This window comes from Limosilactobacillus sp. DJ3M12, from assembly GCF_947381695.1.
GTDB lineage: Bacteria > Bacillota > Bacilli > Lactobacillales > Lactobacillaceae > Limosilactobacillus > Limosilactobacillus kinnaridis.
On sequence record NZ_CANCWY010000002.1, the window covers coordinates 98955 to 122110 of the forward strand.

Below are 23156 nucleotides of genomic sequence, written 5' to 3' on the forward strand. Positions count from 1 at the left end.
ATAATTAAAAATGATAGAATAAATGAGAAGTTAAGAACGGATTAAATTTAAATAGTGAAGGAAGCAATCATATGAATGCAAACAATAACTCCCTCAACCCCTGGTTGATTCCAGTCACATTAGGTGCGTCTGGAATCGCCGGTTTTATCGCTGGTAAACTTTTTGGTAACCGCCAAATATCTGCTGAGCGGATCTTAAAATTAGTCAAGAACGATTTTGCAAGTGAAGGTTCTCTAACCGGTAGCTGGATCAATAATAAAGCAGTACCTTTCCAACGATTTGCGGTTAAAACCCATGCTTATGAAGGCGGCGTTTCTCGTCTAGAAGATGGCGAAGAAGTAGATTACGAGTTTATTGCTGACGCGTATACTGGTAGTCTATTGGAATTAAAACGAATTGAGAATAACTAAAGTAAAGGCTGGGGACAAATTTTCCCAGCTTTTTTAATTAAAGGAGAACTATCATGAATCTTAATGACGCAATTCAAGAATGTTGGAGCAAAATTGACGAAGGACAGGTAGCGACATATATTCCCGCTTTAGCAAAAGTTGATCCTTATTAACTTGGCATTTACCTTTTCGACGTCACAAATGATAAAAAAGTAGAAGCAGGAGCATCGCAAGTTCGGTTTGCCATCGAAAGCGTCTCGAAAGTAATTACCCTCCTCTACGCCATTGAACGTTTAGGCTTGTCAGCAGTTGAAGAGCAAGTGGGAACACGCCAAACCGGCTTCCCGTTCGATACGATCCTTAACATGGAAATCACTAAAGAGGCACATCCTCTCAATGCTTTTATTAATAGTGGTGCCATCCTCATCAGTTCATTAATTGAAGAACAAGATGGGCTTTCTCCCTTTGACCAAATCCTTGAATTTAGTCGTAAAATCTGCAATGATCCCGATATCACCCTTAATGAAGAGATTTACCAATCAGAGTTGCGAACCGGGGATATGAATCGGTCATTAGCTTACTATCTCAAAGCCAAAGAAGTCCTCACCAATGACGTAACTTTTAGCCTTGGTACCTATTTTAAGCAGTGTTTAATGATGGTCACTTGCCCATCAGTATTGATAGTCTTTGTACGCGTAAACTCAAGAGCTTGGCGGCCACCATAATGCTGCTTAGTTACATGATCGGTGTTAATCCCTTCATCATTTTCATCGGTCATCCCGTAGTAGAAGTAACGATATACTGTCTCGTGCGTCCCGTCAGCTGATACTTCGGCATCTGCTGTATTAAAATACACTTGATTATTTGGAACGTAATCGCCAATTTTTATTTTTGTATAGTCTACCGTATAAACTACTGATTGATTATCAAAAGCACTTCCATTGGCTAATGAATTCCAATGATCAAGATCAAGTAATTTATCAAATGATTCCGTTGTTTCAACTGCTTGAGACTTCCACTGATGTGACACGTCCGGTGACATGAGACGATAATGAATATTTCGAATAAGAGTAATTGGAGCATATTTTTTGCTGTGTTTGGTGTTTTAAATGAATTTGAAAGCTCATTTCAGGGCTAGTAAATTCTTTTGGAGCTTGATATGCACCAGCTGGTTCATAATACCCAATATCTAAGATATCAAGCATCCTTTTAATACTCATCGTACCGTTATTTATTGTATGCTTTCGGACTAACCTTATCGCCAACTTTACCGTATGCATAATGATGACCATTATCTTCGCTTGGCAAATATTCTGAATAATCTACTATCTTTCCGTTATCGTCATCATCAACAAACGTTAAATCAATTCTTGCATTCTGTTCGGTAGCAGATTGAGAAACCTTACTTTCTTCAACTGGAGTATTTTGTGTATTGACGTTATTTTTGTTTAAATTAGTAATCGATTCATACTCGTTATCCTTTACTAGTTCTTGATTCTTTTTATTATTCAGTTGATCTGTGCTCTCATCACTTGTTTTATTTACTAATTGTTGTTCCTTTTGTGAATTACTACTAGTATTTTCGGCTGCGTTTTGTTCCTCATTAGTTTGTTTATCAGCTTGTACAACAGAAGTAGAAACCAGCTGCGTAATATCGGTATTTGCTGTTGTTGCTTCTTCCATAGTAGGTGTGCTATGTAGGTATGCTATCAGCGTGTGCTACTGTACCTCCGACCATAAAAGTAGTTCCTAGTAACACAGACGCAACACCAACACTGAGTTTTCTTAACCCAAATCGTTGCCGTTGTTGCTCCATTTTGCGTACATATTCTTGTGCATTGTTCTTCGACATTCAATATCCCCCATATATCTGTACGTCATAACTTGTTATTTATATTTTGAAAATATTCGAGCACATATTTATCGAACCATAAACACAAAATTATTATTTTATTAATGGTGGGATTACTTTTAAATACACTTTTTCACTTGGTGTTGCTATAAAGAAATCGATTTCTCACCCCAGCAAAAAAGTAAAAAAATACTAGTCAGCAAGCATTCGTCTACTTACTGACTAGTATTTTACTTAAAATTAGCAATTAGCTTATAGATTGGTTGGCCTTTCGCCGCAAATTTTTGTTCATATTCCGTCTCAACATTATGTTCATTTTCTTCGCTGTGGTGCAGGTCTAACCAGACGCCATCAAAGATCATCCCATAGTTATTCATGCTTTCCAAGGAGAATTCAAAGAGACCCATGTTATCAGTCTTCAGTTCAATTACCCCTTGATCTTGGAGGATCTGCTGATAGGTTGCTAAGAAGGTCTTGTAGGTCAGACGCCGCTTAGCATGGCGTTTCTTCGGCCATGGATCAGAGAAGTTAAGGTACATCTTCGCAACTTCCCCATCTTCAAAGTATTCTTGCAAGTCTTCTCCATCCCCACAAATCAATTGCAAGTTTGGCAAGTCTTCCTCAAGTGCTTTTTTGAGGGCAATTGCCGCAACAGTCCGCTGAATCTCTAATCCGATAAAGTTGATTTCTGGATGAGCCTTCGCCATGCCAATGATAAATTGACCTTTCCCCATCCCAACTTCTAAGTGGAGGGGTTGTTCTTTTGCAAACCGTGATTGCCACTTACCCTTAAATTGAGTGGCATTATCAATCATTAGTTCTGGATGGGCAGCAATTAATGGATCAGCCCACTTTTTATGTTTCACACGCATAAATTAAAATCCTCATTTCATTAGTTTTTTGACTCTGACATTGAAGTAGAAACGGCTTAATAAGACCACTTCCACTGCCGCAATAATAAGATTAATTACCATCTGGCCGACATTCAACTGCCAACCGATACTAGCAAGGGCGATCAATAGTGCCTCAAGCGCCGTTACCTTGGCCAACAGCTGCTTAAAGTCCGCCTGTTGCTGACTAGCAGGGATTGGATAGATGTGAGTAAAGACATTTGATTCATACTGGTCATAGAGTGGCATCAGTTGGGTCGCAATCAAGTAAATAAAGAGTACGACCACCAGAGTACTCAGCCAACCTGCTGGCAATAAGAAGACAATCACCATTCCTAGCAGGGTCAACCGACTGACAATCCCGCTCACTTCGGTACTCCGGACAAATGCGCGGGCGTATAAGTAAGACCAGGGTTGACCATCCTTGCTCAGCCAGCGGATCAGGCCATCTGCCCACTTCCGCCGTTTGGTATTTCCTTGAACACTTGGCACATCAGTAAAGAGGTTAAAGAAACGGTAGACACTGTACATCCGATCCTGTTCTGCTTTAACGGCAATCCGCCAATTAACAGCGAGATCACGATAGTAAACAATTACTGCTAAGTACAAAAGCACCGCTACTACAAGACCGACGTAGGGATTAACCAGCCACATTGCGATTGAAGCGAGCAGCGGGTTTACCCAGTATTCTAGCCGGGTTCGCCACTGTTGATCACCCCAGCGCAAACTCAATGATTTACGAGCTACGTGCATCCAATCGGCCTTATTAACAATGGCGACTAAAAAAATGGTCACAATCTCGGCACTGTTGAGTTTTTCCGTTGTCAACGCGAACGGCAAGGCGATAAAGGCACCAGCCACCGTCATTATTTCCGCTAAGATCAGACTATACCAGGTCGCCTGATTAAGGTAACGATGGATTCCTTCAACTTGTGGCAAGAGAAAGACTGGGTCCGGCTTTTTGATTAGGGTAGCAAGACGACCGATTTGGGCGATGACCGTAAACCAGCCGATCAAGATCAACCGGGTCCACCATTCATGCGGTCCCAAGGTTGGCAGCCATTGGGAGTAGCCATACGCCAAGGCTCCGAACAGGAAAAATAAGGCGATAACAAAGTGGTCATTGAAGACTAACCGCCAGTAACGCAGTAGGAGCATAAAGTGTTGACTGCGACGCTTGCTAAATAACTTATTCATTACGATCACCCTTTGCAAGATGCAAGTAAATCTCATCTAAGGATTCGCCGGCATGATTCCCAGCAGCTCGCAATTCATCGAGGGTTCCATGTGCCCGGACTTTTCCATCTGCCAATAGGACAAAGCGGTCACAATACCGTTGCGCCGTATCAAGGACGTGGGTCGACATCAAAACCGCAACGCCCTCCTTCTTCTTTTGCTCAATCAGGTCTAGCAAGTCATGAACTGCCAAAGGGTCCAACCCATAGAATGGTTCATCGATAATCAGCAGCTTAGCCTTCGTCATAAAGGCACAGCAGATCATTACCTTTTGCTTCATCCCCTTAGAGAAGTTAGCGGGGAACCAATCGAGCTTATTATCCAGCCGAAAAAGTTTTAATAGTTTTGTCGCCCGTTGCCATGCTTCATCGTGGTCCAACTCGTACGCCATAATCGTTAAATCAATATGCTCACGGAGGGTCAATTCATCATAAAGAATTGGCGTTTCGGGAACATAGGCGATCTCCTTTTTATATTCTTCCGGGTTAGCCTGAATAGTAAGACCATTAATTTTAATCGATCCTGAAAATGGTCGCAGCAAGCCAATAACGTGGTTTAGCGTTGTTGACTTTCCGGCACCATTTAGTCCAATCAAACCAACTAATTCACCTGGTTGGACATCAAAGCTGACATCCTTCAACACAGGAATCTGGGAATATCCACCAACAAGTTTATTTATCTCTAAAGCCATTATTCATCCCTTCTTAATTATTGCTTAGTCATATTTTTTTATTATATCATAGGTTATTTCTTCTACTAAATCATGCACGAACGCGATTTTTTCGGTATACTTAGGATAAGTTTAATCTTCAAAAGGAGCGATTAATATGGACAATAATTGTATTTTCTGCAAAATCATTAACGGTGAGATTCCTAGCTACACAGTCTATGAAGATGACGTTGTAAAGGCCTTTCTTGATATTTCGCAAGGAACTCCTGGTCACACCCTCGTCATTCCTAAGAAGCACGTTCCCGATTTATTTGTCTACGATGCTGATCTCGCTGCCCAAGTATTTTCCCGTATCCCCAAGATTGCACGGGCAGTCAAGGCTTCTAACCCAGCTATCAAGGGAATGAACGTGGTTAACAATAACGGTGAAGTCGCTTATCAATCTGTCTTCCATTCCCACTTCCACTTGGTTCCACGGTACACTAGCGATGATGATTTTAAGATGATTTTTAAGGACAATTCTGGTAACTACAACGATGAAAAGTACAAAGAAATCCAACAATCAATCATCGATCAAATGAAAGAAGACTAGTTATGCAACGGCTAAAAGAAATTCAAGAGGAATTCAAACGGCTCAGCAGCGAAGTTTCACAGTTGAAGAACAGCATCGATGAACTACAAGCTGCCATCCCTGGTGTGCAAAAATTTATTAACGATGTTGAACGTGATGTTAAGAAGTGGAAATTCAAGACTGAACCCCGGCTGAACCGCATTCAGATTATTCTGGATGTGCTCAAGATTGATCAAAAGGAACAGCAGAAGTAATAAAAAATAAGGTTACGAAAATTTTCCGTAGCCTTATTTTTATACCCTATTTTACTTATTTGAGCTAGTACTGCTGCTGTTATTGCTGGAGCTGCTTGTAGTGGCGCTTGAGTTAAGGTAGTCATCAAGGATATTCTTAACATCGTTTTCCTTGATTGAAACGTTACCCTTCTTCAAGACGTTTGAAACAACCTTCCGCATGAAGTTTTGGTTGTTCATGTTTTCTTGAACGATTTGGTTCTTCAAGTCATTGATGTGTTGACTCTTCTTACCCTTAGCTGGGTGTTCGATCATGTAAATTACTTGGTAGCCGTCATCAGTCTTAACTGGGGTCGTAGTATATTCACCCGTCTTCAACTTAAAGGCAGCCTTCTTGTAAGCTGAGTCAAGTTGGTTATCAGTATTATCAAAGGCTGGAAGCTTACCACCGTTGTTCTTGGTTTGACTATCAGTTGACTTGGACTTAGCAAGCTTCTTGAAAGTCTTGTACTTGTTGCTGGAGTCATTTAATTGGTTAATGATATCTTCAGCATCAGACTTACTACCAACAAGGATCGTCGCAGTTTGAACTTTAGGTTGGTACTTGGTCCATTGCTTATTGATTTGCTTGTTAGTAATGTGGGAGTAATGACGAGCAGCTGCAGTCAAGAGTAAGTTTGACCGAATTTGTTGCTTCAATGACTTTTCAGTTAAGTTTTGACTTTGAAGATAAGCATTAAAGTCTGAACCGTACTCGTTCTTGTAGGTATTATATTGCGCGTTAACTTGCTTATCACTGACTTCTTTACCGTATTGCTTCTCCAAAACCTTATCTAAGATCATTTGTTGAAGCACTTGCTTACCAGCACTGGTTTGCTTCATGCTGCTGTAGTATTCGCTCTCAGTGATTTTACCGCCGCTAGTAGTAGCGACTGCTTTATTTCCACAGGCAGCAAGCGGCATCATCAATGCGGCCCCCGCAATGATAGCAATTAACTTTTTGGATTTCATGTAAGAAACACATCCTTAAACAAAATATTTTTTCGATAACTTCACTCATCCAATATACCACACTTATTTTTTCGTGCCAGTCTCCTAAATAAATGTTTATATCATCTTCATAATTTATTCACGGTTTAATGCTTGCAGGTCAAGAATTTTAACGTCAAGGTCCTTAATCCGATCATCAGCAGTAAAATAGATAACCTGATTCTTCTCAGCAATTTTTTCTAGCAAGGCCAGCATTCGTTGCCGCCGAACGTTATCAAAATTAACAAACCCATCATCAATAATTACTGGGAAGTTAGCTTGATCACTCATCACGGTGACAAAGCCAAGCCGGAGCGCAATATACAATTGTTCAGCCGTTCCCTGCGACAATTCTTCCACTAAAAAGACTTCTTGATCCCTTCGTACCACTTTGACTCCATCGGCCGTTAAACGGATCCGGGAATAGCGATGAGCGGTTAACAAGGCAAAATATTGTTCTGCCTGGCGAATGATTGCAGGGTAACGATCAGCTGAAGCTCCTATCAGGGCCTTATTAATCCACTGAATTGCCAATTGGTACCTTAACCATTCCTGTACTTCATGCCAAATCTTAGCGGCTAGGTTAGCCCGTTCTTGTTCCAGATTGCTGAGGGTTCCATCTTTAACTAAACTATCAATTTCGACTTTATCTTTTTGAATCTCTTCGTGGGTATGAGAGATTGTTAGGTTGAGCTGATCAAGCTGGTACCGAGTCTTCGCTAAAGCCGTCATTAGCTCATCTCTATTTGCGTATGCAGCAAGGGCTTGGCGGTCTTCTGCGGTCAATTGTTGTCCATAGGCATCTGATGCCAAGGCTTGTGATTGTGCTGCAGAACGATTTGCTAAGTACTGGGTAAACTGGTTATCATCGTGCACCCCTGCTTGCTGATAAATCGCCAGTTTTTGCTGATGAATTTTACTGTAGTCTTGATTGAGCTGGGCTAAATTGTTAGCAATCGTTGCTTTTTCCCGGGTATTCGCTTGGATATCCTGGCGCGCTTGTTGCCCTTGTTCCAGCAAATCATCCAATTTAGTCCTAACAGCCGCCAAAGTTAGACTTTGCAAAGCTGGTGGCAATTGTTGGTTAAAGATAGCAAGTTGGTGGTCATATCTTTGCTGATCTTGTTTGGCAGTTTGGAGCTGGGCAGCTAATTCGGCATTTCGTTGTAAATCTCCCTGGATTAATAGCCATTGATCAGGCGGAAAATCCTGTAAGCCATGTTTTTGGCCAAACGCCATGATTGCTTGGGAATCTGTCGTTACTGGAGCAGAATGACTTCCTTGGCGTTGATAATAAAGATACATAACTGTCGCAAAGGCCGCAATTGCTCCGATAGCGGTAATAAAAGTGGCATTCGCTAATAATCCAATGATAAAAAGGACAAAGCCGCCGATGATTCCGATCATTGCGGCGCGAGAAGGATCGCCATTTGACTGGTTCGTATTTGCCCGAGAAAGCGGTTGGACATTAAGAAGGCGGGCAAGTTCTGCTTTTTCTTGAGGAGTTAAGGGCACCGGCAAGGGCTGGTGGTAGCGTGTTTTAATTGCAGTTAATTCCTGCTGCCACTGATTAGCTTGCGTTTGTTGACGGTGCTGTAAAGCCTCCTCCGCTTGTAACTCAACCGCTTGCTCCTTGAGGCGTTGAAGTTCCGGGATGCTTTGTGGCGAATGCTTAGTTGCTTGTGGAGACTGATGATCGATCCTTGCCAAGCGCTGTTGATAAACCTGTTGTTGGCGGCGAAGTTCCTTTTCCCTAACTTGTAGTTCTTGAGCCGTCGTAACTTGCTGATCAGTTAAATAGTCAGCAATTGGTCGAGTTTGGTGGCTATGTTGCCATTCATGGTAAACCGGCCACAACTGCTGTAAATGTGCTAATTTTTGCAAAAGTGGCTGTTGTTTTTGCAATTCTGCCTGTGCTTGCCGCAATTTTTCTTTGTTTGTCTTCAAATCTGCCTGCAGGTCCTGATAACGGTGAAATTTACCACGCGCTTGGTTAATTTTATCTGTCAAATTTGCATATTGATGAAGATCTTGATTGAGCGGCCATTTCCGTCCGCGCGGTTTATAGAGATGGTCAGCTTGTTTCTGGTACTGATCAATTAACTGGTCCCACTGTGCACTGCCAACAGCCCCTAGTTGCTGCAGATGTTGTTGCCATTCATCCCGATTAAGCTCGTCCACAGCTGTTAAGTCTCGTTGACCAAAACTAAAAAGGGCTTGATAGAGCGACCGATCCATTGAGCCAAGCAGTTGCTTTAATTCTTGCTCACCACCTTGACGTCCTTGTGAATCAGTCACACTAACCTTACCGCCATTCCGACCGCGTTGCCGTTTAATCACGTAATCATGGCCGTTGATCTCAACTAATAAACTTCCACCATAACTAGAAGTAGTTTTCGGAATATACTGAGCAAACCGATTCTTTCCCCGCCCATCCGCAAAGCCAAATAAAACACTAACAAGAAAGGCCATTAGAGTTGTCTTTCCGGCTTCATTAGGGCCATAAATTATTTGGGGGTTAGCTGTAAAGTCAAAATCTTGATCATGCCATTTGCCAAAGCCATCGATATGAACTTTCTTTATTTTCATATGTTAATCCTCCCGCCGCAATAATTGAGTCGTCGCTTGCTTCAGTTGCTGAAGATCAAGGTTTGTCAACTTAGCGGCTAAATCAGCATCCCGTGCTAAACTTTTTGTTAATTCTGTAATATTAGCAGGGGTAAATACTTCTTGGGCGGCTTGTTGCCAATACTGTTCATCTAGATCAGTCATTGATGGCAACAAATTTTGCTGGTGGAGCAAGAGGTCATAGATCCACCATTTACCATTATCTGCATTTTGGTCCTGCAGGTGTTCAAGGACATCCCCATTTGCAAGCAGGTGCCGAATCGTTGGTGAAAGTTGTTCAATGTTAGCAATCGTAAGCTCTACCAGTTGGAATGGTGCATTTTTTAGTTTGTCATCAATTGCTTGCGACAGGGATCGCTCTACTTCAGCAAGACTACTAGTTGGTAAAGCATTAACGGTTAGACTTGTCCATTCAATTTCCGCAACTGGTTTAAATTGCGGCACAAGTTTATTGCCCTGACTTTCCACCAAATAATAGCCGTGCTGTCCGGCTTCATTTTTATGCCGTCCCTGTGGATTACCGCTGTAAATAATTGGCGGCTTCTCATTCAAGATTTGGTGCTTGTGAATATGACCAAGTGCCCAATAATCATAATTTTTATCGATTAATTCATCGGTCGTAAACGGAGCATAGTGGTTATCTTGACTTTGCCGAACTGCTCCATGAAGCATCCCGATGTGCCAGGTTTCGTTTCGTTTTGGTGGATATTTTTTCACTTGATCTTCTTGAATCCAGCGTTGATCATAACTAAAGCCGGAGATAGCAACACTGTCATGATTTGCCAAAGTAAGGGTGGTAGTCGTTACGCGATTGCCAAAAACATGAACGTTTGCTGGCAGTTCGCCTGCATCTTGGACAATTTGATAATCATGGTTACCATAAAGTAGATAAACGGGGATGCGGGCCTGTTTAAGTCGTTCGCATTGCTTGATGAAAAAATCGGTAGCGGCAATGCTTTGCTGATCACGGTCATAAATATCCCCGCTAATTAAAACAAAATCAACTTTTAAGGCAATCGCATCGTCAACAATCTTTTGAAAAGCAGTAAACGTCGATGAGTGGACGCGTTCCCATAACGGCTTGGGCATCGAAGTCAACCCTAAAAAAGGACTATCAAGGTGTAAATCGGCTGTATGAATAAATCTCATAATTTTTCCTCTTAACAATAAAGGAGCTGAGAAAAATTTTGCTTTCTCCCAGCCCCTTACTTGGATCGTAATAAATTAACTATTCTTGTCCTGGCATCTTTGGCATTACTTCACTGTAAAGATCTTGAATTGGACTTGTAATTGTCTTATTCAATTGTTGAAGCATGCTATCAACTTGCCGTTCTTGGTTCATCAAGTCTTGAACAACCTTCTTGCCACTTACTTTCTTAGCAAGGTTTTGGATGTTTTTAATTTCATCATCAGTTGGTTGTTGACCAGTCATTTGCTTGTGTTGAGCATCTGCTTGAGCTTGTTGGAACTTCTTGAAAGTGTCAAAGGTGTCACTGTCAGCCTTTAATGCTTCAAAAGCCTTTTGTAATCCTTGATATTCTTGAGTTTCGCGCAATTGGCGACTAAGTTCATTTGCAGTATCATAAATATTTACAACCATGTAAAAGTCTCCTTTATCTCGTTCTTAGATTAATTGTATCATATTATCCTAGAAAAGCGATCGAACATTGCTCCACCATTGACTTGCCTTATTACCAAAGTTATTTACTGATTGGTTGAAGTTATTTACAAAGTCGCCCCCATCTTTGAGGAATGATCCCCATCCTTTAGAGGAACCCTTTGTCTTTTCTTTTGCCCGTGTTTGAGCATCTTCAACCGTGAATTTGGTTCCAGCAGTATTTGGCAAAATCGCACTCATTTCATTCTTGTAAAGGTAGTTAATGCTCCGTTCAGAAATATCGTTTAGGGTGTGGCTTTGGTTTGTATCATCATAGCCTTCCCATGTTGCAACCACTACATCGGGCGTATAACCTACGATCCACTTATCACGATCATTGGAATCATCGCCTTTTACCCCTGAGTTTGTGGTCCCCGTTTTACCGGCAAGCGTATAGCCACTTGGTTTGGCCGTTTCACCAGTTCCGTGATCAAATACGCCAATTAGCATACTAGTCATTTCTTTGGCTGTCTTACCAGAAATGATCCGCTTATTCTTGCTACCATCATTTTTGGCGATCACCTTTCCAGAGGCATCTTCAATCTTGGTAATGTAGTGCGGTGATGGCATCAAACCATCATTGGCAAAGACTGCATAGGCACGAGCCATTTGTTGCGGTGATACTCCGCGGGTCATACCACCGAGGGCCAAGGCAAGGTTCTTATCACCCTTTTCAACTGGCAAACCAAACTTCTTTGCCATATCATAACCACGATTGACCCCGATCTTATTTAATAACCAGACTGCTGGAGCGTTAAGACTCTCATAAAGAGCCTTATACATCGGTACCGTCCCGCTATAGGTATCATCATAGTTCTTTGGCGTGTAATTATTAGTTCCATACGATTGTTTCTTATCTTGAAGCGTTGAATCATAGAAATATCCATGCTCTAGGGCTGGTGTATATACAACAATCGGCTTAATCGTTGACCCGGGCTGCCGCCGCATCTGCGTAGAACGGTTAAATCCACGGAAGACATGTTTTCCACGCCCACCAACGACCGCGGTAATTCCCCCATTTTTCGGATTCATCGCAATCGAGGCTGATTGAACCATTGTGCCATCAGCCGAGTTCTGTGGGAAGTTATCGTCATCGTCATAAGTTTGCTGCATTGACCGCTGCTGATCTTGGTCCAGCGTCGTATAAATCCGATAACCATTATTCATGATATCTTTTTCCGAAATATGATAACGGCTTTCTGCTTCGGCAATGACCGCATCAAAGAAGTACGGGTACTTATAACTATCATTTGGCACGTAGCCGTTGGTAATATTCAACGGTGTTTGCTTATATTGATCCGCCGCACTTTGACTCAGCTTATGATTTTCAACCATCAGCTGAAGAACCATATTCCGTCGTTGCTTCGTTGCTGTTGGATGTTCTACTGGGTCGTACATCCCTGGCGACGTCAGCATTCCAGCCAGGGTGGCTGCTTGGGGTACTGTTAGCTGACTGGCGTTTTCATTAAAGTAACGCTTTGCCGCATCTTGAACTCCCCATACCCCATGACCAAAGTAGGCATTATTGAGGTACATTGTTAAAATCTCATTTTTGCTGTATTGGTTTTCTACCTCAACCGCAATAAAAATTTCCCGAGCCTTTCGGGAGAAGGTCTGTTGTTGAGTTAAAAAGGCATTCTTAACCAGTTGTTGCGTTAAAGTACTACCCCCACCGGAGATATAGTCACGGTGAAGAAGTTTATTTTTCACTAGTAAGACGCCAGCCCGGCCTAACCCTTTGACTGAAAAGCCGTGTTCATGATAGAAATTCCGGTCTTCAGTCGAAAGAACTGCGTTAGGAACATTTGATGAAATATCTTTTAATTCCACATAAGTTCCCTTTTGAGCATAGAGGCTCCCGGCTGATTGATTGCTACGGTCATAAATCATTGTTGGCCGTTGCAACCTGTTCTTAAGATTTTTAACATCTGCAGTTTTAGCAACAAATGTCAAATGGATACTGGTAATTAAGAAAATTCCTAGAAAAATAACAATGATCCATCGCGTTAATTGATAACGATGCCAGAACTTTTTCAGCATCGCAACAAAGAGCTGCCAATAGTGCTTAAACCAAACTCGGAACGACGCCCAAGTCTTTTTTAACCACTTCATGATTCGCTCTTTCAAATCTGAATTAGATTGTGGTTCACGATTCATTAACAAATCTCCATTTTCATTTCAAAAAGCTGACAATTATTTTATCACATTTTGGTAAATGGTAAGCTATTTTCTCCGCCAGCTTTACCAGAAATTAAAAATGAAGAGACTGGAGAAAAACTTATTCTCTCAAGTCTCTTCACAATAATATTTAGTAGTTATAACGATTACATCTCATCTGGTGCCTTGATATCAAGTAAGTTAAGGGCTGACTTGAGCACATCACTAACTGCTTGAGTAAGAGCTAACCGTGCTGGTTGAGCTTCGTCCTTATCAAGAATCCGAGTGTGAGCGTAGTATTGGTTAAACTTTTTAGCCAATTCAAGGGCATATTTAGCGATTACTGATGGATCGTAGTTTAATGCAGCCCGTTTGATTGCTTCACTGTATTGACCAAGGAAGCTGATTAATTCCCAAGCTTCAGCACCGGCATTTGTCAAGTCAACATCGCTAAAGTCCCGGATACCACCCTTACGTAAGATACTCTCGGCACGAGCACGAGCATATTGAACGTAAGGACCAGTTTCACCTTCAAACTTAACAACATCTTCAAGCTTGAAGTTAACGGCATTCCGACGGTAGTTCTTTAAATCATGGAAGATAACGGCACCAACGCCGACTTCTTTAGCAACTTCATCAGCGTTTTCAAGGTCAGGGTTCTTTTCGGCAATTTGCTTCCGTGCTAAATCAATAGAATCATTCAATACGTCTTCAAGGGAAACAACATTACCCTTCCGCGTAGACATCTTCTTACCGTTTAAGTTCATTAAACCAAAGGAGATGTGTTCAATTTGATCCCACCAGTTGAAGCCCATTTCCTTTAAGGCCGCACGTAATTGCTTAAAGTAAGTTTCTTGTTCGGCACCGACAACGTAAAGGGACTTAGCATGACCATACATCCGCTTCCGGAAAAGTGCAGTTGCCAAATCACGAGTGATGTAAGTTGTCGTTCCATTACTCTTGATGATGAGTAATGGTGGTAAGTTATATTCATCAAGGTCAACAATTTCTGCACCTCGACTAGGCTTCAATAAGTTCTTATCCCGTAACAATTGGATAGGTTCTTCCATCTTTTGAGCAGAGAAAGCTTCCCCATTAAATGAGTCAAAGTTAACATCTAGCATCTTGTAAACACGTTGGAACCGTTCAAGAGAAACTTCACGGAACCAGTGCCAAAGCCGCCATGCTTCTTCGTCACCATGTTCGAGCTTAGCAAACCAGTCACGACCTGCTTCAGTATATTCTGGATGTTCGTCAGCTTCATTATTGATCCGCACATAGTACTTAAGCAAAGTATTAATTGGATCCTTCTTAACTTCCGCTTCGTCTCCCCACATCTCATAAGCAGCCATTAACTTACCAAATTGAGTACCCCAATCACCAAGGTAATCAATCCGAATTAAGTTGTAGTTAACTTTTTCAAGAATCCGGGCAACAGCTTCACCAATCATGGTTGAACGAAGGTGACCCATTCCCATAGGCTTAGCAATGTTTGGTGATGAATAATCAATCGTAACATTTGATTGGTGACCAAGATCAATCTCACCATAATGTTCAGGATCCGCTAAGATAGTTTGCAAAATCTTAGCACCAACTTGGGCTTTGTCGAGGAAGAAGTTGATATATGGACCAGCAACAACTACCTTTTCAAAACCGTCTTGGTCAACCTTTTCAACTAATTCACTTGCAATCATTTGCGGTGCCTTATGTAAGGTCTTAGCTAAAAAGAATGTTGGGAAGGCATAATCCCCATTACTAGAATCTTTTGGCCGTTCAATCTTAGCTTCAATTTCTTTAACATCCATCTCTGGCAATGCTTGTGCCAATGCAGCTGCAACTTGTTGCTTATCGCTCATATATATTCCTCCTTATACTTATAAAAAAACGCCCCTAATAAGCATTATGCTTACTAGAGACGAGATTTACCCGCGGTACCACTCTAATTGAATTAGAATTCCACTCATTAATTGATTTAATTGAAATATCCGAGGCACGCCTTCACAAATCGAAAAGCCCCTAACTCTCATCAACAAAGGGTCGCTGTAGATTTCAAAATGCTACTACTCCTCAAATCCTATTTTCATACTCAATCATTATAACAAATTTAGATTTAAAAACAAGGACCTATCTACGGGGAACGAGTTATTGCTTTTTTCTTACTTATTATATGTTACAATTATTATCATTAAATAATAATGAAAGGTTGATGAGTTATTTATGACAAACCCTACAATTCAAGCTGTCACAATTGCAGGTCATGATTCGGATGGGAGTGCTGGAATGCCCGCGGACCTTCATGCCTTTTTTGCGGATGGCGTATATGGTCACGGTATTTTAACTGCCGCTGTTTCCGGAAATTCTTATGGGATCACCTCTTCTCAAGTAATGCCGCAAGAATTTATTGCTGAACAGTTTAAGGTGTTAAGTGAAGATTTTGACATCAAAGCAGCCAAAACTGGAATGCTTGCTAATGATGATGTAATTAATGTCGTTGCTGATAACTATTCGCCTGAACATTTTGGCCCGTTAGTTGTTGACCCTGTGATTATTACTAAGCACGGAGCAATGTTGCTTGAACAATCCGCCTATGAACTATTTCGTGAACGAATTATTCCCCTTGCAACTGTTATTACCCCTAATTTCTATGAAGCTCAAAAGTTAACAGGAATCGAAATGAGTACAGATGAAGAACGGGTTAAAGCAGCCCATTATCTCCAAGATTTAGGGGCAAAAAATGTGGTGATTAAGGGCGCGCATAATGATGATAGCCAAACAACTGTTGATGACTTTGTTCTTCTTGAAGACGGTGATAGCTTCTGGCTCAAAAAACCTTTTGTTAAGACTGATCGATTGAATGGAACCGGGGATAGCTTCTCCGCGATCATTGCTGCCGAGCTTGCGAAGGGAAATAATGTTAAAATAGCAGTAACAAAGGCTAAAGATGCCGTTTACGCAGCAATCGCAAATCCATTAACGGTTGGTCATAAATTTGGTCCAATCAACCATTGGGATGCGCAAAAGGAGCTGCATTAGGAGGAATTTTTGATGCTTGATACGTATAGGCATAAAGTTGTATTAATAGGTGATGGGGCTGTCGGTTCATCATTTGCCTTTTCATTATTGCAGTCAACAAATGAGGTCGATGAATTGGTACTGGTGGATCGTACAAGGTCAAAAGCAGTTGGGGATGCGGCTGATCTTGCTGATATTACACCCCTGACAAACCCAGTAAAGATTTATGCGGGAACCTATGAAGATGCCGCTGATGCTGACGTGGTTGTTATTACAGCGGGGATTCCCCGTAAACCTGGTGAAACACGTTTAGACCTAGTTAATAAAAACACTACGATTCTTAAGTCAATTATTGAACCGATTGTCAAAAGTGGATTCACTGGTGTTTTCGTTATCTCAAGCAATCCTGTTGATATCCTTACAACAATTGCGCAGCGAATCAGCGGTTTTCCTAAAGAACGGGTTATCGGGACCGGAACTTCTCTTGATTCAATGCGGCTACGGGTCCTCTTAAGCAAGAAATTACACCTATCCGTCAATGTCATCGATGCCTTAATGCTTGGCGAACATGGTGATACTTCTTTTGCGGCCTTTAATGAAATCACAATCGGTGGAAAGGCCCTCAATACAATTACTGCCCTTTCAAATATTGATAAAAGTGAAATTGAAAAAGCAGTTCACGAAGCTGGCAGTCAAATAATTGCCAATAAAGGGGCTACTTTCTACGGAATTGCTAAATGCCTCTCGTATATTACACGGGCAATCATCGAAAACCGGAACCTTGTCCTACCGATTTCGGCTCCGCTTGATGGACAGTACGGAATTAAGGGCCTGTACTTAGGAACGCCTGCCATCATTAATAGTCAAGGAATCGGCCAGGTCGTTGAATATCCGTTAACATCAGATGAAGTTAAAAAGATGCAACAGTCTGCTGAAGCAATGCATCAAGTTTTAGCTAAGATTGAGATCTAAAAAAGCTGAAGCTAGGAGAAAACTTTCTCTTAGCCTCAGCTTTTTTATAAGAGCGGGTAACGAGAATCGAACTCGCGACGCAACCTTGGGAAGGTTGAGTTTTACCACTAAACTATACCCGCATTAACTAACTAAGTTCAACACTTAGTTAGTATATACCTCTTCTAATTATTTGTCATCTTTTTTTAAGATTTTTTTGAAGATTTAGTATCTTCTGCTGTTTCTTCGTCATCCTTTTCTTCTTCACGAGGAACAGCCTTTACCATCTTAGCTTCTTTTTGGCGAATAACAGCGCGGCCATTTAATTCGTTAACCCCGCTTTTATCAGACGGATCAAAATCTTGGATGGATACCATAATTGAATTAGTATAAACCTTTTCAACAACACCAGAAAATTCATGTTCGAGGGGACCGAATTTCTTTCCTTTTACAATATCGCCAATTTCAAAATCTGCCACTTGATTTCACCTCAAATATTATTTATTTTTACGCAAGCAATATACGTACCATACACTTTTTTTATTATATTTTCAAGTCAAAAGCATATAGTCAGTTTCTCTCATCAATGCTAAAATCAAAGCCGAAAGGAGTTTACCCATATGTTAAAAATAATAGTGGCGGTCTTAATCATTATTTTGATTCTCATCACTACCACTGGTCTACATGCAAAAATTGAACGGAAAGTGACTAACTGGCTTGAACTAAGCCGTTTATTCTTTTTCCTTTTATTGACCGCTTCGATTGTCCATACCTTTCTTCATTTCAAGACTCAGCTTCTGAGCAACCTAGTATGGATCATCTTTTTAATTCTAATCTATATCTTAATGGAAACTGCTTTCCGCCTTAAACGGGAAACATTTGGCAATCCCTATCTAACAGCCTTACTTTTTATTGCCCTTATTATTGCCTTTGGGATTGGCTGCTGGTGGATCTAAACCAATAACTGTTTTCAATAGTGTCAATCATTTTCACTAACTGACTAGTTTCCTCAACATCATGAACTCGTAAAACACGACCGCCTCGCAAATACATTGCTGTCTCAGCAATCAATGTTACGCCGAGACGGTCTTCTTTTGCTAGATTAAATAATTTTTGACCAAAACCTTTTCGGGAGATCGCAACCATAATCGGGCGCTGGAGGTAATTAAGCTGGTCAATGTTGCGCATCATCGCATAATCCTGGTAACCGTCAGCAACCTTTGCATACCCAATTCCTTGATCTAAAATCACTCGTTCAAGATCAATGCCAGCAGCCGCTATTGTCCCAAGATTGTGTTCAAAGAATTTCTGCATCGCTACGGTAAGGTTATCATAGTCATGGGTTCGGCTGCTATGCATCGTTACCATTCCAACATTTTCCTTAGCCATCAAAATTAGTTTTTGTTTTGAATTAAATGCCTGCACATCATTGATAATATCTACTCCGGCCTTAATTGCCGCTGCCATTACTGGGAGTTTATACGTATCAACTGCGATCGCAATCTGGGGATAGTTTTCACGAAGAAGCTGAATAGCCGGCATAATTCGCGCAATTTCTTCTTCCGGATCAACCTCTTTAAAGCCACCCGGTTTCGTAGTTTGCCCACCGACTTCAATTACGTTTGCCCCAGCTGCCACCATCTTAGCAATTTGACTAGCAATAGCGGAATGGGATTGAAATTTACCCCCATCATAAAATGAGTCAGGAGTTACATTTAAAATTCCATAAATCACCGGTTGCTCTGTCAGATCAAAAGTAAACCGGCCTGCACGCCAAATAATCTGGTGACGATGGTAAACCTGTTCAAGAGAAGCAATTAATTCTTGGTCGTTCTCCCACCGCTCTTTCACCCGTGCTATTAGTTCTTTTAGTGAAAGGAGCGGGAAAGAAAATTCTACGCGCTTTTCAACACAAGCGACAGGGGTATCAAAATGACGGATAAATCGCTCTACCATTCCAGCCGTCTCCACATCTGGACACTCCCACGTCAATAAAAGCTGCTGATGGCGATTAACTTGGTCGGCTAAGATCGCGGACACTAACTTCGAATAGTCTTTAGTAACTAAATTTTCAGTAACTTTCATTTCATTCTCCTAATTGATCTAATAAATTTTTAACAGCTCGTGCACGATGTAAATAAGAAATGCGGGTCGGCTGGTCCATTTCGGCGAGCGTTTGTGATTCACCAGCTGGAATAAAAATCCGATCAAACCCCGTCGCATTGACTCCGCGTTCGGCATGAGCAATTGTCCCCTTTAATTGACCATGACCAATTTTAACCACTTGATTATTTATCGCCAGGGCAATTGTTGTTTTCATTATAAATTGTCGGGATTTACCATCAACTAAATGGATCAAGTAATCATTTAAATCACCATTAGGAACTTCTTGTGCCAATTCCCGCGCTGTCTGCACCCCGTATCTTCCAGGAAAAGCCGGGAGTTCTAAGCCAGAATCATCGGCAATTATTTTTGCTGCCGGTAGTTGTTGACTGATAAAGAGGGCCTTTGCCTTTGCGTTTTCTTCATAGCTCACTGTTGATTCAGGAGGAAAGGTTTGTTGCGGTAACTTTTTTCGATACCCCTCACCGTGTTGGTGGTAAAAATTTAGAATGGTTTCAATTTCTTTAATTTTATGAATATTATGGGTTGCAATAATAAAATTATTTTTCATCTAAACTGGCCTCGATATCTTTAATCGTATAAAAAGAACCCGTTACAATAATTAAATCATTCGGCTCCGCAATCTTTTTTGCCACCACTAACCCTTTTCGGGGATTATCGGCAATAATCGCTTGAGGCAGAGCTGATTTCAACTCACTTACATCAAGGGCGCGAGTTGGATGGTCAGGAGTAGTAATTATTATCTTATCTGCCATTTGCTGATAAATTTTAACCATCTGACTAATATTTTTATCAGCAAGAAAACCAAGAACCATAATTACTTTATTACGGGGAAACTTAGAGATAGTTTCGGTAAGTTGTTTGGCTGCATCTGGATTATGAGCCCCGTCCAAAATAATAGAAGGATGATCAGCGATTTTCTGCATTCGACCAGCAATCTTCACTGTCGCAAGCGTTGATAGTAAAGGCTGCCAAGAAGTAACCAGTCTTCGTTGAAAAAGAAAATTAAATACACTGACAACGGTGCCCAAATTTTCACTTTGAAATGTCCCTAATAAATTAAAAGGAACTTTATAAATTTTATGATTAACTTTCAGGATTGCCTTTCCATCAACAATTGACTGGGCATCTGCTTGCGTTAATCCCACTCTTTGCTGATGAGCCTTTGCCTTAATAATTGTGAGAGTGTCTTTTTCTTGGTGCGGCGCTAAAAACACTTGCTTAGTCCCATTCTTGATAATCCCTGCTTTAGCTTGGGCAATTTGGGTAATCGTTGGGCCTAAGATCCGCGTATGGTCAAGGGCAACATGTGTTATCACACTAATAAAAGGCGCATTGATAATATTGGTTGCATCATCTTGACCGCCTAAACCGCATTCAATGACTGCCCAATCCACTTTTTGATCCGCAAAATATTGCAGCATTATTAAGGCCCACCACTCAAAAATGGTAATATCATCAGGCGAAAGATCAATTGGTAAGCGTTCGGTGATCTTTTGGTAAGTCATCGCAAAATCTTTTTTACTAATCAAATGGTCATTAACCTTAATTTGCTCCCGATCATCTACCAAAGCAGGACTGCTAAAATAACCGACCCGATATCCAGCATTTTGCAAACCCTGTTCTAACATTGTCCCAGTCGAGCCTTTTCCGTTTGTCCCCGCAATATGGATAATCTTAAATCGCTGGTCAGGATTTTTTAAACGAGTAAGAATTCGTCGTAAAAATTTTACCCGATCCTGTTGTCCTCCCAACATTTGGCGGTTAAAGCCCGCGTTAATTTGTTCATAGGTCTGCACGATAATTCCTCGTTTGATTTAGAAATTCTTGTTTCAAATTACTGTCAGTCTTAAATTGACCTGTAAACTTATCAGTATACGTAAATTGACCGGCCTTATTAACACCTCGCATTTCCATACAAAGGTGGCGGGCCGCAATGGTTACTGCAATCCCGGCTGGATCAAGGATTCGTTGCAACTCGGCTACTAAATCTGTTGTAACGCGTTCTTGCATCCCCGGTTTTTTCGTTACAAAATCTAACAACCGGGGAATCTTACTTAGGCCAATAACTTTCTTATCTTTAGGAACATAAGCCACATTCGCGTATCCGAAGAATGGCAGCAAATGGTGTTCACACATTGAATAAAAAGGAATGTGCTGCACTAATACCATTTCTGGCACATCATCAACATGAAAGACCTTATAGTTCGCCACTTCTTCTGGTTGATGGTTAAGAGAAGAAAAAACTTCTTGGTACATTTTGGCAACGCGCTGGGGTGTCTCTGCCAATCCTTCTCGTTCCGGATCTTCACCGATTGCAATTAATAAATCTTTAACAGCCTTTGCTATTTTTTGTTGGTCCATGAAAATACCTCTCGTCCATATATCTTTTTAAGCCAATTATGGTCTGGAGTCTTATTTAATAAATGATCCAATTGCTGATAATAAGGATCATTTTGATTAGTAATTTCGCGCATTGGTAATAAAACAAACTGCCGGTTAGCCATTTCTGGATGAGGAATTGTTAACGTTGAGGTTTTAATATGTTGATGACCAAAATCAATAATATCAAGGTCAATTGTCCGTGGTCCCCAATGAATGAGCCGGCGTCGATGTAACTCCTGTTCGATATTGTGAAGATGGTCAAGGAGTTGCTGAGCTGTTAACCCAGTTGCAACTTTAACCGCAATATTGTAAAAAGAATCTTGTTTGACACCTCCCACCGGTTCTGTTTCATACACTGAGGAGATCGCCGTAATATCAATTTTAGGCGGCACATTCAGCATCTGAATAGCTTTTTGAAGGTTTGCTAACCGGTTGCCCATATTACTGCCAATGCTTAGATAAACTTCAGTCATAATTACTTGCTCCCTGCTACTTCAATTTCGACATTATCAAAAATTCCGGCAATTGGCACACTATACTTACGAATACGAAGGCGAATACCATTAAGCATTGGGTATGTTTTGAAAAGCTCATGCAATAAATTATTAGCAAGGCTCTCAATCAAATTGTAATTATGGTGGGCAACAAACTCCGCAATTGTTTCATAAACATCAGCGTAACTGACAGTTTCCTCTAATTCATCGGTTTTAACCATCGTTTCAATTGGGTAGTCCATTTCACAGTCAATTTCAATTTTTTGACCAAGCTTTTTCTCTTCCGCAAATACACCATTGTAAGTATTAAATGCCATGTTGTTAATTCTAATCTTTCCGATAAGCTATTGCCCCTTCATTTTTTATTTTCTATCATAACGCATAAGTTAGTTGGTGAAAATATCTTAATAGATTAAGGGCGCAATCTTTTCCTGGTACCATTGTTCCCCAGCTTTTGAGAAAGGATTAGTAAACGGCGCAGGTTTAATCAAGCGGTCATCGACGTTAAACAATTTTAACTGTCCCTTAACTTTTAATGGTTCAATCCAATAAGAACCACCTTCCTCAAAGGGTGCAATCACCCATGCATAATATTTTTGTTCACCGTCATATTGTTCCTCAATTCCAGTAATCTTAGCAACACATAACGCATGACTAGCTACCGCCCCATGTGTCTTCTTCGCACTATTGCAAATTAGGAGGTCACCACGATATTTAGTTGTCCATGTCCGGTATTCCTCTGTTTTTGTATCATTTAAGATTTCCATTCCATATTCGGGATGAATTGATAAAACTTTCATTTTGGTCTTCCTTTGCAGTTTTATTTCAATATAAAGAAAAAAGCCCAGCAAATCAATGTTTACCGAGCTATGATGATG

26 protein-coding genes, 1 tRNA gene and 1 pseudogene are annotated in these 23156 nt (G+C 41.0%); 7 read left to right on the forward strand and 21 right to left on the reverse strand.

Annotated features, from left to right (window positions below; genetic code table 11):
• Positions 1 to 71: 71 nt before the first annotated feature.
• Positions 72 to 410 (forward strand): PepSY domain-containing protein, encoded by a 339-nt coding sequence (locus QOS06_RS02860; RefSeq protein ID WP_078009437.1) that lies wholly within the window; start codon positions 72 to 74, stop codon positions 408 to 410.
• A gap of 53 nt (positions 411 to 463) precedes the next feature.
• A pseudogene (locus QOS06_RS02865) lies at positions 464 to 1066 on the forward strand (glutaminase); the annotation flags it as partial.
• On the opposite strand, the gene QOS06_RS02870 reads toward QOS06_RS02865, so the two are convergent.
• The 6 genes from QOS06_RS02870 to QOS06_RS02895 all read right to left on the reverse strand — a co-directional run bounded on the left by QOS06_RS02870 (position 1024) and on the right by QOS06_RS02895 (position 5058).
• On the reverse strand, positions 1024 to 1419 hold the full coding sequence (locus tag QOS06_RS02870) for a hypothetical protein (protein ID WP_098035275.1): 396 nt from the start codon (positions 1417 to 1419) through the stop codon (positions 1024 to 1026). The pseudogene QOS06_RS02865 and the gene QOS06_RS02870 overlap by 43 nt on opposite strands.
• Positions 1420 to 1616: 197 nt before the next feature.
• Positions 1617 to 2072 (reverse strand): hypothetical protein, encoded by a 456-nt coding sequence (locus tag QOS06_RS02875; RefSeq protein WP_169470908.1) that lies wholly within the window; start codon positions 2070 to 2072, stop codon positions 1617 to 1619.
• Positions 2073 to 2082: 10 nt separating this feature from the next.
• The gene (locus tag QOS06_RS02880; protein WP_224758104.1) at positions 2083 to 2241 is read right to left on the reverse strand and encodes a YSIRK-type signal peptide-containing protein; all 159 of its coding nucleotides are present in this window, start codon (positions 2239 to 2241) and stop codon (positions 2083 to 2085) included.
• A 230-nt stretch (positions 2242 to 2471) separates the two neighbouring features.
• A complete protein-coding gene (trmB, locus tag QOS06_RS02885) occupies positions 2472 to 3113 on the reverse strand; it encodes a tRNA (guanosine(46)-N7)-methyltransferase TrmB (protein ID WP_003670841.1) in 642 nt (213 codons plus the stop codon).
• 12 nt (positions 3114 to 3125) lie between these two features.
• Positions 3126 to 4328, reverse strand: a complete 1203-nt coding sequence (locus QOS06_RS02890) for an ABC transporter permease (RefSeq protein WP_098035276.1) — start codon at positions 4326 to 4328, stop codon at positions 3126 to 3128.
• Positions 4321 to 5058 (reverse strand): ABC transporter ATP-binding protein, encoded by a 738-nt coding sequence (locus QOS06_RS02895; protein WP_078009441.1) that lies wholly within the window; start codon positions 5056 to 5058, stop codon positions 4321 to 4323. The genes QOS06_RS02890 and QOS06_RS02895 overlap by 8 nt, the downstream gene beginning before the upstream one ends.
• 136 nt (positions 5059 to 5194) lie before the next feature.
• On the opposite strand from QOS06_RS02895, the gene QOS06_RS02900 reads away from it, so the two are divergent.
• Positions 5195 to 5629, forward strand: a complete 435-nt coding sequence (locus QOS06_RS02900) for an HIT family protein (protein WP_085678897.1) — start codon at positions 5195 to 5197, stop codon at positions 5627 to 5629.
• A 2-nt stretch (positions 5630 to 5631) separates the two neighbouring features.
• On the forward strand, positions 5632 to 5862 hold the full coding sequence (locus QOS06_RS02905; RefSeq protein ID WP_003668512.1) for a hypothetical protein: 231 nt from the start codon (positions 5632 to 5634) through the stop codon (positions 5860 to 5862).
• A gap of 51 nt (positions 5863 to 5913) precedes the next feature.
• Here QOS06_RS02905 and QOS06_RS02910 read toward each other — a convergent pair whose 3' ends face one another.
• The 6 genes from QOS06_RS02910 to argS form a co-directional block, all read right to left on the reverse strand.
• Positions 5914 to 6852: a peptidylprolyl isomerase gene (locus QOS06_RS02910; protein ID WP_003670836.1), complete on the reverse strand. Its 939-nt coding sequence runs from the start codon at positions 6850 to 6852 to the stop codon at positions 5914 to 5916.
• A 114-nt stretch (positions 6853 to 6966) separates the two neighbouring features.
• On the reverse strand, positions 6967 to 9459 hold the full coding sequence (locus QOS06_RS02915; RefSeq protein ID WP_139561356.1) for an ATP-binding protein: 2493 nt from the start codon (positions 9457 to 9459) through the stop codon (positions 6967 to 6969).
• 3 nt (positions 9460 to 9462) lie between these two features.
• Complete coding sequence (locus QOS06_RS02920) at positions 9463 to 10647, reverse strand: metallophosphoesterase family protein (protein WP_139561357.1); 1185 nt, start codon at positions 10645 to 10647, stop codon at positions 9463 to 9465.
• 79 nt (positions 10648 to 10726) lie between these two features.
• Positions 10727 to 11098 carry a YlbF family regulator gene (locus tag QOS06_RS02925; RefSeq protein WP_139561358.1) on the reverse strand — a complete coding sequence of 124 codons (372 nt, stop codon included), beginning with the start codon at positions 11096 to 11098 and terminating at the stop codon, positions 10727 to 10729.
• Between the two features lie 48 nt (positions 11099 to 11146).
• Positions 11147 to 13312 (reverse strand): PBP1A family penicillin-binding protein, encoded by a 2166-nt coding sequence (locus tag QOS06_RS02930; RefSeq protein WP_003670830.1) that lies wholly within the window; start codon positions 13310 to 13312, stop codon positions 11147 to 11149.
• Between the two features lie 167 nt (positions 13313 to 13479).
• Positions 13480 to 15168: an arginine--tRNA ligase gene (gene argS, locus QOS06_RS02935; RefSeq protein ID WP_085680587.1), complete on the reverse strand. Its 1689-nt coding sequence runs from the start codon at positions 15166 to 15168 to the stop codon at positions 13480 to 13482.
• A gap of 361 nt (positions 15169 to 15529) precedes the next feature.
• On the opposite strand from argS, the gene thiD reads away from it, so the two are divergent.
• Together thiD and QOS06_RS02945 are read left to right on the forward strand one after the other, a co-directional pair.
• Entirely contained in the window at positions 15530 to 16345 is an 816-nt protein-coding gene (gene thiD / locus QOS06_RS02940) for a bifunctional hydroxymethylpyrimidine kinase/phosphomethylpyrimidine kinase (RefSeq protein ID WP_003670827.1), read from the forward strand.
• Between the two features lie 12 nt (positions 16346 to 16357).
• A complete protein-coding gene (locus tag QOS06_RS02945; protein ID WP_085719674.1) occupies positions 16358 to 17296 on the forward strand; it encodes an L-lactate dehydrogenase in 939 nt (312 codons plus the stop codon).
• A gap of 51 nt (positions 17297 to 17347) precedes the next feature.
• Here QOS06_RS02945 and QOS06_RS02950 read toward each other — a convergent pair.
• A tRNA-Gly gene (locus QOS06_RS02950) sits at positions 17348 to 17418 on the reverse strand.
• A gap of 63 nt (positions 17419 to 17481) precedes the next feature.
• Positions 17482 to 17754 (reverse strand): hypothetical protein, encoded by a 273-nt coding sequence (locus tag QOS06_RS02955; protein WP_078009450.1) that lies wholly within the window; start codon positions 17752 to 17754, stop codon positions 17482 to 17484.
• A 141-nt stretch (positions 17755 to 17895) separates the two neighbouring features.
• On the opposite strand from QOS06_RS02955, the gene QOS06_RS02960 reads away from it, so the two are divergent.
• On the forward strand, positions 17896 to 18231 hold the full coding sequence (locus QOS06_RS02960; protein WP_078009451.1) for a hypothetical protein: 336 nt from the start codon (positions 17896 to 17898) through the stop codon (positions 18229 to 18231).
• On the opposite strand, the gene folP is transcribed toward QOS06_RS02960, so the two are convergent.
• The 7 genes from folP to QOS06_RS02995 all read right to left on the reverse strand — a co-directional run bounded on the left by folP (position 18197) and on the right by QOS06_RS02995 (position 23078).
• A complete protein-coding gene (gene folP, locus QOS06_RS02965) occupies positions 18197 to 19360 on the reverse strand; it encodes a dihydropteroate synthase (protein ID WP_139561359.1) in 1164 nt (387 codons plus the stop codon). The genes QOS06_RS02960 and folP overlap by 35 nt on opposite strands.
• Before the next feature lies 1 nt (position 19361).
• Positions 19362 to 19949, reverse strand: a complete 588-nt coding sequence (gene folQ3, locus QOS06_RS02970) for a dihydroneopterin triphosphate diphosphatase FolQ3 (protein ID WP_085649771.1) — start codon at positions 19947 to 19949, stop codon at positions 19362 to 19364.
• Positions 19939 to 21198: a bifunctional folylpolyglutamate synthase/dihydrofolate synthase gene (locus QOS06_RS02975; protein WP_191338804.1), complete on the reverse strand. Its 1260-nt coding sequence runs from the start codon at positions 21196 to 21198 to the stop codon at positions 19939 to 19941. The genes folQ3 and QOS06_RS02975 overlap by 11 nt, the downstream gene beginning before the upstream one ends.
• Positions 21185 to 21763, reverse strand: coding sequence for a GTP cyclohydrolase I FolE (gene folE / locus QOS06_RS02980; RefSeq protein WP_139561361.1), 579 nt, complete (start codon positions 21761 to 21763; stop codon positions 21185 to 21187). Before folE ends, QOS06_RS02975 begins: the two co-directional genes overlap by 14 nt.
• A complete protein-coding gene (gene folK, locus QOS06_RS02985; protein ID WP_003670812.1) occupies positions 21745 to 22257 on the reverse strand; it encodes a 2-amino-4-hydroxy-6-hydroxymethyldihydropteridine diphosphokinase in 513 nt (170 codons plus the stop codon). The genes folE and folK overlap by 19 nt, the downstream gene beginning before the upstream one ends.
• Positions 22258 to 22259: 2 nt before the next feature.
• Positions 22260 to 22619, reverse strand: a complete 360-nt coding sequence (folB, locus tag QOS06_RS02990) for a dihydroneopterin aldolase (RefSeq protein ID WP_078009455.1) — start codon at positions 22617 to 22619, stop codon at positions 22260 to 22262.
• Positions 22620 to 22682: 63 nt separating this feature from the next.
• Positions 22683 to 23078 carry an ASCH domain-containing protein gene (locus QOS06_RS02995; protein ID WP_085680593.1) on the reverse strand — a complete coding sequence of 132 codons (396 nt, stop codon included), beginning with the start codon at positions 23076 to 23078 and terminating at the stop codon, positions 22683 to 22685.
• Between the last annotated feature and the right edge of the window lie 78 nt (positions 23079 to 23156).